The 13,246-nt window shown below is 62.6% G+C and carries 10 protein-coding genes and 2 riboswitches; of the genes, 6 read left to right on the plus strand and 4 right to left on the minus strand.

What is annotated here, in order from left to right; translation table 11 throughout:
- The first annotated feature begins 74 nt into the window (after positions 1–74).
- Positions 75–1,502 carry a uracil-xanthine permease family protein gene (locus JL2886_RS18420; RefSeq protein WP_065273326.1) on the plus strand — a complete coding sequence of 476 codons (1,428 nt, stop codon included), beginning with the start codon at positions 75–77 and terminating at the stop codon, positions 1,500–1,502.
- Between the two features lie 277 nt (positions 1,503–1,779).
- On the opposite strand, the gene JL2886_RS18425 is transcribed toward JL2886_RS18420, so the two are convergent.
- From JL2886_RS18425 to JL2886_RS18440, 4 genes are all read right to left on the minus strand, one after another.
- Complete coding sequence (locus JL2886_RS18425) at positions 1,780–2,766, minus strand: type I glyceraldehyde-3-phosphate dehydrogenase (RefSeq protein ID WP_082996131.1); 987 nt, start codon at positions 2,764–2,766, stop codon at positions 1,780–1,782.
- A 121-nt stretch (positions 2,767–2,887) separates the two neighbouring features.
- Entirely contained in the window at positions 2,888–3,280 is a 393-nt protein-coding gene (locus tag JL2886_RS18430) for a hypothetical protein (protein ID WP_237028399.1), read from the minus strand.
- Between the two features lie 95 nt (positions 3,281–3,375).
- The gene (locus JL2886_RS18435) at positions 3,376–4,206 is read right to left on the minus strand and encodes a bifunctional allantoicase/(S)-ureidoglycine aminohydrolase (protein ID WP_065273327.1); all 831 of its coding nucleotides are present in this window, start codon (positions 4,204–4,206) and stop codon (positions 3,376–3,378) included.
- A gap of 199 nt (positions 4,207–4,405) precedes the next feature.
- Entirely contained in the window at positions 4,406–5,182 is a 777-nt protein-coding gene (locus tag JL2886_RS18440) for an IclR family transcriptional regulator (protein WP_065273328.1), read from the minus strand.
- 179 nt (positions 5,183–5,361) lie between these two features.
- On the opposite strand from JL2886_RS18440, the gene JL2886_RS18445 reads away from it, so the two are divergent.
- From JL2886_RS18445 to gcvP, 5 genes are all read left to right on the plus strand, one after another.
- A complete protein-coding gene (locus JL2886_RS18445) occupies positions 5,362–6,678 on the plus strand; it encodes an aromatic ring-hydroxylating dioxygenase subunit alpha (RefSeq protein WP_065273329.1) in 1,317 nt (438 codons plus the stop codon).
- 78 nt (positions 6,679–6,756) lie between these two features.
- Positions 6,757–8,211 (plus strand): glutamine synthetase family protein, encoded by a 1,455-nt coding sequence (locus tag JL2886_RS18450; protein ID WP_065273330.1) that lies wholly within the window; start codon positions 6,757–6,759, stop codon positions 8,209–8,211.
- Positions 8,212–8,293: 82 nt separating this feature from the next.
- Positions 8,294–8,401, plus strand: a riboswitch (glycine riboswitch).
- A gap of 3 nt (positions 8,402–8,404) precedes the next feature.
- A riboswitch (glycine riboswitch) is annotated at positions 8,405–8,473 on the plus strand.
- A 99-nt stretch (positions 8,474–8,572) separates the two neighbouring features.
- On the plus strand, positions 8,573–9,712 hold the full coding sequence (gene gcvT / locus JL2886_RS18455) for a glycine cleavage system aminomethyltransferase GcvT (RefSeq protein WP_065273331.1): 1,140 nt from the start codon (positions 8,573–8,575) through the stop codon (positions 9,710–9,712).
- A 40-nt stretch (positions 9,713–9,752) separates the two neighbouring features.
- Positions 9,753–10,112, plus strand: coding sequence for a glycine cleavage system protein GcvH (gene gcvH / locus JL2886_RS18460; protein WP_065273332.1), 360 nt, complete (start codon positions 9,753–9,755; stop codon positions 10,110–10,112).
- A 110-nt stretch (positions 10,113–10,222) separates the two neighbouring features.
- Positions 10,223–13,072, plus strand: coding sequence for an aminomethyl-transferring glycine dehydrogenase (gene gcvP, locus JL2886_RS18465; RefSeq protein ID WP_065273333.1), 2,850 nt, complete (start codon positions 10,223–10,225; stop codon positions 13,070–13,072).
- The last annotated feature ends 174 nt before the right edge of the window (positions 13,073–13,246 follow it).

A 13,246-nucleotide genomic window follows, 5' to 3' on the forward strand; every position in this document is an offset into this window, starting at 1 on the left:
TGTTTTCAAGCCCACCCGATAAGAGGTGGCACCGATAACAACACCAACAGATCCAACAGAAGAGGGAAATGAAAATGGCAGATGGTTCCATCGGAACGGCAGCAGAGCTGCGCGATCCGAATTACACGCCGCCGCTGACCCAGGCGATACCGCTGGGGATCCAGCATGTGCTTGCGATGTTCGTGTCCAATGTGACGCCTGCGATCATCGTCGCCGGGGCGGCGGGGTTCGGGTTTGGTTCGAACTCACCCGACTTTCCCGAGCTGTTGTACATGATCCAGATGTCGATGCTGTTTGCCGGGGTGGCGACGCTGCTGCAGACGATCACCCTCGGCCCTGTTGGCGCCGCGCTTCCGATCGTGCAGGGCACCAGCTTTGCCTTTCTGCCGATCATGATCCCGCTGGTCGCGGGCAAGGGCGTCGATGCGCTGGGCGCGCTATATGGCGGCGTTTTGATCGGCGGTCTGTTTCATGCGGCGCTGGGCATGGTGATCGGCAAGATCCGCTTTGCCCTGCCGCCGCTGGTGACCGGGCTGGTGGTGACGATGATTGGTCTGGCGCTGGTCAAGGTCGGCATCCAGTACGCGGCAGGCGGCGTGCCTGCCATCGGCAAGCCGGAATACGGCTCGCTCTTGAACTGGTCGGCCGCGTTGATCGTGATCTTTGCCACCTTGGGGCTGAAATTCTTTGCCCGTGGCATGCTGTCGATCTCGGCGGTACTCCTGGGGCTGATCGTGGGCTATATCTATGCGCTGATGGTCGGCATGGTGAGCTTTGAGGCCATCGGAACCAGCTGGACCCGCGCGTCGGCCTTTGCTTTGCCGGTGCCGTTCAAATACGGGTTCGAGTTCTCCTTTGCCGCGATCCTGGGTTTCTGCCTGATGGCCTTTGTCTCGGCTGTTGAGACCGTGGGTGATGTCAGCGGCATCACTCAGGGTGGCGCCGGGCGCGAGGCCACCGACAAGGAGATCGCCGGAGCGACCTATGCCGATGGTCTGGGCACGGCGGTTGCGGGGATCTTTGGCGGGCTGCCGAATACATCTTTCAGCCAGAACGTCGGCCTTATCGCCATGACCGGCGTGATGAGCCGCCATGTGGTGACCTGCGGCGCGATCTTTCTGATCATTTGCGGTCTGGTGCCCAAGGTCGGCGCCATTATCCGCACCATTCCGATCGAGGTGCTGGGTGGCGGCGTCATCGTCATGTTCGGCATGGTGGTCGCAGCGGGCATTTCGATGCTGTCCGATGTGGACTGGAACCGGCGTAACATGGTGATCTTTGCAATCTCCTTGTCGGTGGGACTGGGGCTGCAGCTGGAACCCGGTGCGGTGCAGTATCTGCCCGATACGCTGCGGATCCTGATGACCAGCGGCCTACTGCCTGCGGCGGTAATCGCCATCGTGCTGAACCTGGTGCTGCCCATGGAACTGCCCGGCAGCGCCACCGAGGAGGTCTCGGGCGGCATGTCGGGGCATGGTCAGGGCAGCCTCGGGCACGACTGATCCAAGTCACAAGGATTGGCGGGGGCTCTCCCGCCCGTCCTGCGATCATCCCGTGATGATCTGGTCCCGTTGGGCCTAGCGCCGCGCTGCCGCGCGGCGCTTTTCTTTTTGCTGAGAGGTGCCTGAAGGGCAGGTCTGCCTTCAGGCACCTGCGCCATTCTATCGGTCTGGTTTCGGCCTCAAGGGGAGCCCGCGCCAAGGCGCGGCAGCTGCGCTGCCCTTGACCCCGAAGCCAGACCTTGAGAGCGGGGCGAGAGTGTCTGCGGCTCGCAGAGCGTCAGCTTTGCGCCATCAGCCGGGCCACATCCAGCATGCGGGCGGAAAAGCCCCATTCGTTGTCATACCAGCCGAAGATACGGATCTGTCTGTCGCCGCACATCCGGGTTTCCGGCGCTGCGATCACCAGTGATTCCGGCCGGGCCCGCAGATCCGAGGAAACCAGCGGCAGATCGGTCCAGCCCAGCACCGGAGAGCCTTCGACGGCTTCCTTCAGCGCGCTGAGGGCGTCAGTTTCGCTGAACGGGGTTTCAAGGCTAGCCACCAGATCGACGGCGGAAACACTGGCGGCAGGCACCCTGACGGCAGCGCCGCTGATCCGGCCCTTCAGCTGCGGCAGGACCTCGTCGATCAGGTGAGTGGCCGAGCTGGTGGTTGGCACCATCGACATTGCCGCCGCACGCGAGCGTGCGAAATCGCCGCGGGGCGCATCTACCAGCGGCTGCGAATTGGTGTAGCAGTGGATCGTGGTCATATGGGCCGAAGCAATGCCCGCGAGTTCATCAAGCAGGCGTACCAGCGGCGCCAGGGCATTGGTGGTGCAGGAGGCGTTGGAGACGATGCGGGCGTCTGTCAGCCTATCCTCGTTGGCGCCCAGAACCACGGTGCGTTCGGCGGCGGGGGAGGGGCCGGAGATCAGCACCTTGCGCGCGCCGGCCTGCAGGCCGCGTTGCGCCACGTCGGAGGTTCGGGCGATGCCGGTGCATTCGAGAACCACATCGACACCGGACAGATCGACCTCAGTCAGGTCCGCTGCATGGCTGACCGGGATAGTGCGCCCCATCACGTGCAGGCTGGCTTCTCCTGTCTCCACCGGCGCGGGGAAGGGGCCGAATGTGCTGTCGTATTGGAACAGGTATGCACAGATATCGAGCGGTGCGATATCGTTGATCCGGGCGATCTCGATGCTTTCGGATCCGGGCAGTGTCAGGATCTGGCGCAGGATGGTGCGGCCAATGCGGCCAAATCCGTTGATGGCAATTTTCATGAATTGTTCTCCGGCCCCGGAAATGGAGCGGCGCAGCCGGTCCGGATTGGGGCGATGAATATCTGAATGGGAAGGCAAAAGGGAGCGAGTGGCAGGCGCCGTGCGGCGTCGCGGTGCGCGGTTACCGCGACCGGCAGACCAGATCGGCGTAGTAGACGCCGGAAATCGTGCGCAGCATGCTGTCGCGGCGGACGGTGCAGCCGGTGGCGGCCTTGTAGGCGCGCGCAGCCTGACGGGCGCTGATCATTGCAGGCGGGCGGAAGGCTTCCAGCTTGCGGTTCAGCCGCTCGGCCCGGTAGCGACCGGTGCCATCGCCGACAGGGCTGACGATCCAGGTGCGGCCCAGAATTGTAACCTGACTTCCCTGCACCTTCTCCCCGGCCGCGGCGGGTGTGGGGGGCAGCGTCAGCATACCCGCGCCGAGCGTCGCGCAAAGCGCCAGAGCGGGGGCCGTTGTGCGGCGGCTGAAAACAAGGCGGGCAAGGGTGCGGGCCGGGGCAAAAGCAAAAGTCATCGGACTGCTCCTGAAGGCAAAGACGTACTCGCAGCCTAGCGTCGCGGCTGCGGTTTGCAATGGGGCGTCCGAGGAAAAGCCGCCGACCCGGCCGTTCAGCGAAGGGGCGTGAGCGGCATATGGCGGTTCACATCCTTGTAAAGCAGGTAGCGGAACCGGCCCGGTCCACCCGCATAGCAGGCCTGTGGGCAGAAAGCGCGGAGCCACATGAAATCACCGGCTTCCACCTCGACCCAGTCCTGATTGAGCCGGTAGACCGCCTTACCCTCTAGCACATAAAGCCCGTGCTCCATCACATGGGTTTCGGCAAAAGGAATGGTGCCGCCGGGTTCAAAGGTAACGATGGTCACATGCATGTCATGGGAGAGGTCTTCGGGATCCATGAAGCGCGTGGTGCCCCAGCGCCCCTCGGTTCCAGGCATCATATGGGGCGACAGATCCTTTTCATTGACGGTGAAAAAGACGGGTGCGGTCAGGCCCGGTGCGGACTGCCACTGTTTGCGGATCCAGTGGAAGGAGGCGGTGTCTGCGGCGGGATTGCGCAGCGACCAGTCGCTGCCCGGGGGCACATAGGCAAACCCGCCTTCCTCCAGCACATGCGCGATGCCGTCGATGCTGAGCTCGACCTGGCCAGCGGTAACAAACAGGCTGCCCTGCGCAGCCGGATCGGTTTCCGGGGTGTCAGAGCCGCCGCCCGGTTGCAGCTCGACGATATACTGAGAGAAGGTTTCGGCAAACCCGCTGAGCGGGCGCGCGATCACCCACATGCGCATGCCCTGCCAGCCCGGCAGCACCGAGGTGACGATGTCCCGCATGGTGCCCTTGGGAATGACCGCATAGGCATCGGTGAACATGGCTCGGTCTGTCAGCAGCTGGTCCTGCCCGGGGTGCCCGCCTGTTGGGGTAAAATAGCTGCGCTCTGTCATGGTGCCGCCGTCCTTTGTGAGGCTCTGATGGTGCGCGGACTGTCCCGCCTGGCATTATTTGGGCAGGCGGTTACCGCGCGTCAGGAGCGACTATGAGCCGATGCGCGCGCGGGTCCAAGGTGCGGCGTGGTAAAAACATTGTTCAATAATTTTTGAATATGCCCCGGAGCCGGCGCCCCGGGGTGCGAGCGGGCAACGATCAGAGGCAGTCCACGGCTTTGGACTGGCGCAGATCAGCGGCGCAGAGTTGTAATCCCTGCAGCAGATCGCCAGTGTCGGCCTCGGGGTTGTTTCCGCGCGGGACGGAGGCGCCAACCACGATCGGAGTTTGTCCCGGAACGGAGACGGGCACCGCAAGGCCAAGGATGCCTGGTTCGAATTCGCTGTCGGTCAGGCACCATCCCTGACGACGGGCGAGGTCGACCTGATTGGTGATGTCTTCGGGGTGGGTCAGGGACTGCTCCGTATGGCGCGGTTTATCCGCGCGCGCGACGGCTTCGCCCGCCTCCTCGGGCGGTAGGCAGGCCAGAAGCATCCGTCCGAGACTGGTGTGCAGCAGCGGGATATGCGCCCCCGCAGTAAAGCCGTAGGTGACCGGTCCTTGATCGACGGTGGATTGTGCCAACAGCAGAACCCGGTCCTGATCCAGAATGCAAAGGGTGATGCCGACCTCCAGCTTGCGGGCATGCTGGTTCAGCACCGGCTGAACCCGGTGGCCGAACTGGTTGGCCTGCAGGAAACCGCCCGCGAGCGCCAGAACCCGCGGCGTCAACGATAGCATGCGGCCGTCCTGCCGCAGATACCCGGCTTGCACCAGTGTCAGGGCCCCCCGGCGCGCAGTTGCCCGGTCCTGTCCGCTGCGGCGCGCGATTTCGGCCAGGGTGAGGCTGGGTGTTTCGGCGTCAAAGGTCGCCATGACGGCCAGACCCTTGGCAAAGCTGGATGAAATGTTCCGGTCCTGAGGAGGTTTGTTCATTCGAAGTCCCAAAGAAGCCGCTCGCCATAAGGGGAACAGGTCTTGACACCGATCCTCAGGCTGCGCAGTAATTGTGCGTATCAACATATATTGGTGCGTATTTCGAACTTCGTCAAGTCACTCGTTGCAGCCTGTTACCTTCGGTTCGAATTATTGCAGACAGGAATAAGGATCCCGCCATGATCAGCCAGGAACTCAACGACAGTCTGACACGCGTCGGAAAGGGGAGCGATGCCGGAGAGGTGCTGCGCCGCTATTGGCAGCCTGCGGCGCTCTCGGATGAATTGCAGCAGGGGCGCCCGGTGGTGCCGGTGCGTCTGCTGGGCGAGGATCTGGTGCTGTTCCGCGATACCGAAGGCAAGCTCGGCCTCATCGGGCGGCACTGTCCGCACCGGGGCGCAGACATGTGCTATGGGCGGCTTGAGGATAACGGTCTGCGCTGCCCCTTCCATGGCTGGCATTTCAACCGTTCTGGGCAATGCGTCGAGCAGCCGGGTGAGCCGGAAGGCAGCCGGATGCACGAGAAGATCCAGACCGCGTCTTATCCCGTCGTTGAAAAGAACGGCATCGTCTGGGCCTACATGGGGCCGGGTGAGCCGCCGGAATTCCCCAACTTTGACTGTTTCCGGGCACCTGATACGCATGTTTTTGCCTTCAAGGGTCTGTGGGAGTGCAACTGGCTGCAGGCGATGGAAGTGGGGATCGACCCGGCGCATGCCTCTTTCCTGCACCGGTTCCTGCAGGACGAAGATCCCGCCGACAGCTATGGCAAGCAGTTCCGCGATAAGGCGGGCAACACCGAAATTCCGATGACCAAGCTGCTGCGCGACTATCCGCGCCCGGAAATTCAGGTGGAAGAGGCCGATCACGGGCTGAAAATCACCGCCCTGCGTCATATGGAGGATGGCCGCAGCCACGTGCGGGTCACCAACCAGATCTTCCCCGAGGCGATCTGCATTCCGATGAGCCGGGAAATGACGATCACCCAGTGGCACGTGCCGATCGATGACGAGAATTGTTATTGGTATTCGATGTTCACCAGCTTCGACAAACCGGTGAACAAGGAGCTGATGCGCGAACAGCGCCTGAAGGAACACGTGCTGCCCAGCTATGCGCCCAAGAAGAACAAGCGCAACGAATACGGCTATAACCCGGCCGAGCAGGAAAGCGAGACCTATACGGGCATGGGGCTCGACATCAACGTGCACGATCAATGGGCAGTTGAGAGCATGGGCGCCATTCAGGACCGCACGCAGGAGCATCTGGGCAAGTCGGATGTGGCCATCATCCGCTACCGCCGTATGCTGCGGGCAGCGATTGCGGCCGTGAAGGAGGGCCGCGAAGCGGATCTTCCGATGGCGGGCGGACTGGACCTTGGCAGCATTTTCGGGCCTATTTCCAATGACTCGATCGCCCAGGACGGCGATTGGCAAAAGGCGGCGGAAGAGGCTGACGATGCGCGCCGCGGCCAGTGCTCCTGGGATGCGAGCGTCTGAACCGTCCCGGAAGCAACGCAACACCACAGCCAGCACCGGCCCCGGTAGGGCCGGATGCATAGCGATGAAAGAGGCGAGATGGCCGAAGATATTTCCACAGGCAAGCTGGCCCGTCTTGGCCTCTTGTCCGATGCATGCCGCGCTGAGGCGGCGGATCTGCTGCAAAGGGTCAGGTCAGAGGGTATAGAAACCGTCCGGGTTCTGTTTGCCGATCAGCACGGCATCCTGCGTGGCAAAACCATCGTGGCCGACGCCTTTGACAGCCTGTTCTCTGCGGGGCTCAATGTGCCTTCGACCCTGCTGTTGAAAGATACCTCGCATCGCACCGCCTTTCCCGTCTGGAGCGAGGCAGATGACGGTCCTGCCAGCCTGATGCAGGGGGCGAGTGATGTGCTGCTGGTGCCGCGTCCGGAGACTTTCCGCGTACTGCCGTGGTCGCCGCATTCGGCCTGGATCCTCTGCACGCCGGTGATGCGCGATGGCAGCCCGGTTCCCTTTGCCTCGCAAGCCGTGCTGCAGACGGCGGTGGATCGGCTGGCCGGGCAGGGCATGGCTGCAACATTGGGGCTGGAGGTGGAATTTCAGGTCTTTGAGCGGACCAGCGATGCCCGCGATCACGGGCAGTCGGGCATGCCTGGCGCGCCGGTTGAGACCCGCAATCTGGCGCAGGGGTACCAGTATCTGACCGAAACCCGTTATGGCGAAATGGAAAGCGTGCTGGATCTCATCCGCCGCAACGCGCAGGGGCTGGGTCTGCATGTGCGCTCGGTCGAAATCGAAATGGGGCCAAGCCAGGTCGAGCTGACCTTTGCCCCTGCCGATCCGGTGACACAGGCCGACGCGATGGTGATGTTCCGTACCATGGTCAAGGAGGTATGTGCCCGCGAAGGATTGCACGCCAGCTTCATGGCCAAGCCACGGCTGGAGAACGCGATGGCCAACGGCTGGCACGTGCATCAGTCGCTGCAGGATATCGCCACGCGCCGCAACCTGTTCATGCCGCAGGCGGATGGCAGCCTTAGCGCCGAGGCGTCGGGCTGGATCGCCGGGCTGCTGACCCATGCGGAGGCTTCGTCGCTGATGATCGCACCGACGGTCAACAGCTACAAACGCTATATGCCGTTCCAGCTGGCGCCGAACCGGATCCAGTGGGGCGCCGACAACCGCGGCGCCATGCTGCGCGGGCTGATGGCGCCCGGCGATCCCGCGAGCCGGATCGAAAACCGCGCGCCGGACAGTTCCGCAAACCCCTATTACGCCTTTGCCGCGCAGCTGATTGCGGGCGGCGCTGGAATTGCGGCGGGGCTCAAGGCGCCGTTGCCCACGACCTCTCCCTATGGTGAGGGGGCGCAGGAATTGCCGAAATCGCTGGGCGCGGCGCTGGCGGCATTCGAGGCAGGGAGCGATCTGTTCAGTGGCGTTCTGGGGGAGGGCTTCACCGGGTATCTGTCCCATCTCAAACGGTTCGAATGGGATCGTTACCTGAACACCATCAGCGAATGGGAACAGGCCGAATATTTCAACCTGTTCTGAAATCGGCATCAAACTTCCTTGAAAGCGACAGTATTGCTGCCGTTTGCGTCTTGAACGGCAGGCGGCGCGCTGTTAGCTTCGGGGCGCGCAGACGGGAGAACCGCAGCGGAGCGGAATCACCTCGCTCCAACCGGTGCCGAAGGAGCAACCGCCCCGGAAACTCTCAGGCCAAAGGGACCGCCTGCGCAGTAAACTCTGGAGAGACCCCGGCGTAGGTACCGGGGCGCCGAAGGGATAGCGATCTCAGGCGCAAGGGACAGAGGGGGCATCGAAGTGTGCAGGCGAAATCTGCGCAGAACTTGGATGCCGGACCCATTCGAACAGATGGATCGGACCGGCCGTGACAACGGGACGGACACGCATGTCTGATGAAACCACGTCTGATTTGAAAAAGACGCCTTTGTTTGCCCTGCATGAAGAGCTGGGTGGCAAGATGGTGCCTTTTGCCGGGTATCTGATGCCGGTGCAGTATCCCATGGGCATTATGGGCGAGCACAAGCACACCCGCGCCAAGGCGGGCCTTTTTGATGTCAGCCACATGGGGCAGGTGATCCTGACCGGGGAGAGCTATGCGGCGGTGGCCGAGGCATTCGAAAGGCTGGTGCCGATGGACGTGCTGGGCCTCAAGGAAGGGCGCCAGCGCTACGGTCTGTTCACCAACGATCAGGGCGGCATCGAGGACGATCTGATGTTCGCCAATCGCGGTGATCACCTGTTCGTGGTCGTGAATGCTGCCTGTAAAGAGGCCGATATCGCCCGCATGAAGGCGGCGCTGGAACCGGCTGTGACTGTTACCCCCATTATTGACCGCGCGCTGCTGGCGCTGCAGGGTCCTGCGGCCGAGGCGGTTCTTTCGGCGATTGCGCCTGCCGCCGCGGACATGAAATTCATGGATGTGGCTACCCTGGATGCAGATGGGGTCGAAATCTGGGTCTCCCGCTCGGGCTACACGGGCGAGGATGGCTATGAGATCTCCGTACCTGCAAACCAGGCCGAAGCGTTTGCCCGCCGCCTGCTGGCGCGCGCTGATGTAGAGCCGATTGGCCTTGGCGCGCGGGACTCCCTGCGCCTTGAAGGCGGTCTGTGCCTTTACGGCCATGACATTGACGCAGAGACCCGCCCGGCGGCGGCCTCGCTCACCTGGGCCATCCAGAAGGTGCGTCGCCCCGGCGGCGACCGCGAAGGTGGTTTTCCGGGCGCGGCGCATGTCTTTGCCGAGATGGCAGAGGGGCCGACTGTGCGCCGTGTGGGCCTGAAACCCGAAGGCCGCGCGCCGATGCGCGAAGGTGTGGAGCTGTTTGCCGAACCCGAGGGCGGCGCGCCCATCGGCAAGATCACCTCTGGCGGCTTTGGCCCCACCGAGGGCGGCCCGGTGGCGATGGGATATGTCCCTGCGGACATGGCCACGCCCGGCACCCGTATCTATGGCGAGCTGCGCGGTAAACGCGCGCCTGTCACCGTTGCAATGCTGCCTTTCGTGGCGGCCAACTTCAAGCGCTGAAACAGAAAAACAGGCGCGTTTGTTCAAAGGGAAAGTGGACATGAAATATACCGAAGAACACGAGTGGCTGCAGGCCGAAGGCGAGATCATCACCGTGGGCATCACCGCCCATGCTGCTGAACAGCTGGGCGATGTGGTGTTCGTCGAACTGCCCGAGGTCGGCAGCGAAGTGACCAAGGACGAAGAGATCGTGGTGATCGAATCCGTCAAGGCCGCCTCGGACATCCTGTCGCCGCTGGACGGCGAGATCGTCGAGATCAACGAAGCCATCGCGGATGAGCCGGGTAAGGTCAACGAAGACCCCGAAGGCGAAGCCTGGTTCTTCAAGATCAAACCGTCCGATCTGTCTCCGATGGACGATTATATGGACGAAGCCGGTTACAAGGCGTTCATCGGCTGATTTCTCATTCCCCGCCGCCAGATCCGGGGGCGGGGAACCACTGCGCTGTGCGAACGGGCCTGCCCGAACGATAGGGTTGTGCCTGAAACATGAACCTGAAGGGGTGCCTCATGTCTTTTGAACCGACGGACTACCTGCCGTATGACTTTGCCAACCGCCGCCACATCGGCCCGTCTCCCGAGGAGATGGACGAGATGCTGCGCGTGGTGGGCGCCGACAGTCTGGATGCGCTGATCGACGACACCGTTCCGGCGTCGATCCGGCAAAAGGCTGCGCTGGATTTTGGTCGCCCGCTGTCCGAGCGCGAGCTGCTGTTCCACATGCGCGAAGTCGCACAAAAGAACAAGGTGATGACCTCGCTGATCGGGCAGGGCTATCATGGCACGGTGACCCCGCCCGCGATCCAGCGCAACATTCTGGAAAACCCGGCCTGGTACACGGCCTACACCCCCTATCAGCCGGAAATCTCGCAGGGTCGTCTTGAGGCGCTGTTGAATTTCCAGACGATGATTTCCGATCTGACCGGTCTGGAAATTGCGAATGCCTCGCTTCTGGATGAGGCGACTGCCGCCGCCGAAGCGATGACCATGGCGCAGCGGGTTGCCAAATCCAAGGCCAAGGCGTTTTTCGTCGACCGCGACTGCCACCCGCAGAACATCGCCGTGATCAAGACCCGCGCCGAACCGCTGGGCATCGAGGTGATCGTCGGCAATCCGGAGAAGATGGACCCCGAGCAGGTGTTTGGCGCCATCTTCCAGTATCCCGGCACCTATGGTCACGTGACCGATTTCACCCCCCATATCGAAAAGCTGCACGCGCACAAGGCAATCGCCGTGGTCACTGCCGATCCGCTGGCGCTGACGCTGCTGAAAGAGCCCGGTGCCATGGGCGCCGATATCGCTGTCGGCTCGACCCAGCGGTTTGGCGTACCGATGGGGGCAGGCGGGCCGCACGCGGCCTATATGGCGACCAAGGACGCCTACAAGCGCGCGATGCCGGGCCGGATCGTCGGCGTCTCGGTCGATGCCCATGGCAACAAGGCATACCGCCTTTCGCTGCAGACCCGCGAACAGCACATCCGCCGCGAAAAGGCGACCTCGAACGTTTGTACCGCGCAGGCGCTGCTGGCTGTGATGGCCTCGATGTACGGCGTCTTCCATGGTCCCAAGGGGCTGAAGGCGATTGCGCAGCGTATCCACCGCAAGACCGTGCGTCTGGCCAAAGGGCTGGAAGAGGCGAACTTCAAGGTCGATCCCAAGGTGTTCTTTGACACCATCACCGTCGATGTGGGCCCGCTGCAGGCGGCAGTTCTGAAATCCGCTGTCGATGAAGGTATCAACCTGCGCCGCGTTGGTGAGACCCGGGTTGGCATCACGCTGGATGAAACCACCCGTCCGGAAACCATCGAAGCCGTCTGGCGCGCCTTTGGGATTGTCCGCAAGGATGATGATTTCACCCCGGAATACCGGGTGCCAGAGAACCTGCATCGGACCTCGGACTACCTGACCCATCCGATCTTCCACATGAACCGGGCCGAGACTGAGATGATGCGCTATATGCGTCGTCTTGCGGATCGCGATCTGGCGCTGGACCGGGCGATGATCCCGCTGGGTTCCTGCACTATGAAGCTGAACGCTGCAGCCGAAATGATGCCGCTCAGCTGGCCCGAGTTCGCCCATATCCACCCCTTTGCACCGTCTGATCAGACCGAAGGCTATGGCGAGATGGTGACGGATCTGTCCGACAAGCTGTGCCAGATCACCGGGTATGATGCGATTTCGATGCAGCCCAATTCCGGCGCGCAGGGTGAATACGCCGGTCTTCTGACCATTGCAGCCTATCACCGGGCGCGCGGCGAAGGGCACCGCAACATTTGCCTGATCCCGGTCTCGGCGCATGGCACCAACCCGGCCTCGGCGCAGATGGTCGGCTGGAAGGTCGTGGTGGTGAAATCGGCCGAGAACGGCGATATTGACCTCGACGATTTCCGGGCCAAGGCGGAAAAGCACCGCGACAACCTTGCGGGCTGCATGATTACCTATCCCTCGACCCACGGCGTGTTCGAGGAAACCGTGCATGAGGTCTGCAAGATTACCCATGATCTGGGCGGTCAGGTCTATATCGACGGCGCCAATATGAACGCCATGGTCGGCCTGTCCCGTCCCGGTGATCTGGGCGGCGATGTCAGCCACCTGAACCTGCACAAGACCTTTGCCATCCCGCATGGCGGCGGCGGCCCGGGCATGGGACCGATCGGTGTGAAATCGCACCTGGTCTCGCACCTGCCGGGCCATCCCGAAACCGGCGGCGAAGAAGGTCCGGTGTCGGGTGCGCCCTTCGGCTCGGCTTCGATCCTGACCATCAGCTGGGCCTATTGCCTGATGATGGGGGGCGCCGGTCTGACCCAGGCGACGCGGGTGGCGATCCTCAACGCCAACTACATCGCCAAGCGGCTCGAAGGGGCCTACGACGTCTTGTATAAAGGTCCCTCGGGCCGCGTCGCGCATGAGTGTATCCTAGATACTCGCCCCTATGCGGACAGTGCTCATGTCACCGTGGACGATGTTGCCAAACGTCTGATGGACAGCGGTTTTCACGCCCCGACGATGAGCTGGCCGGTGGCAGGTACCCTGATGGTGGAGCCAACGGAGTCCGAAACCAAGGCCGAACTGGACCGGTTCTGTGAGGCCATGCTGTCGATCCGCGAAGAGATCCGCGACATCGAGGAAGGCCGTATCGACGGGGAGAACAACCCGCTGAAACACGCACCGCACACGATGGAGGATCTGGTCAAGGATTGGGACCGTCCCTACAGCCGCGAACAGGGCTGCTTCCCGCCGGGCGCCTTCCGCGTCGACAAATACTGGCCACCGGTCAACCGGGTCGACAATGTCTATGGCGACCGCCATCTGATCTGCACCTGCCCGCCGCTGGAGGACTACGCCGAAGCGGCAGAGTAAGGCGCGGTCTCAATTGAAGAAGGACAGCGGGCCCCATTCGGGGCCCGTTTTCTATTGGCGGATTGCCTTCGGCGGCCGACTATCTCTGTTTGCGCGGGAATACGTTGACCCTCCAGAGAGACGTAAGTGTTCAAAGCGTGGATTGTCTTGGAAATAATATTTCGCGCCGCTTTC

Origin of the sequence: Phaeobacter gallaeciensis (genome assembly GCF_001678945.1) — a bacterium.
GTDB lineage: Bacteria > Pseudomonadota > Alphaproteobacteria > Rhodobacterales > Rhodobacteraceae > Phycobacter > Phycobacter gallaeciensis_A.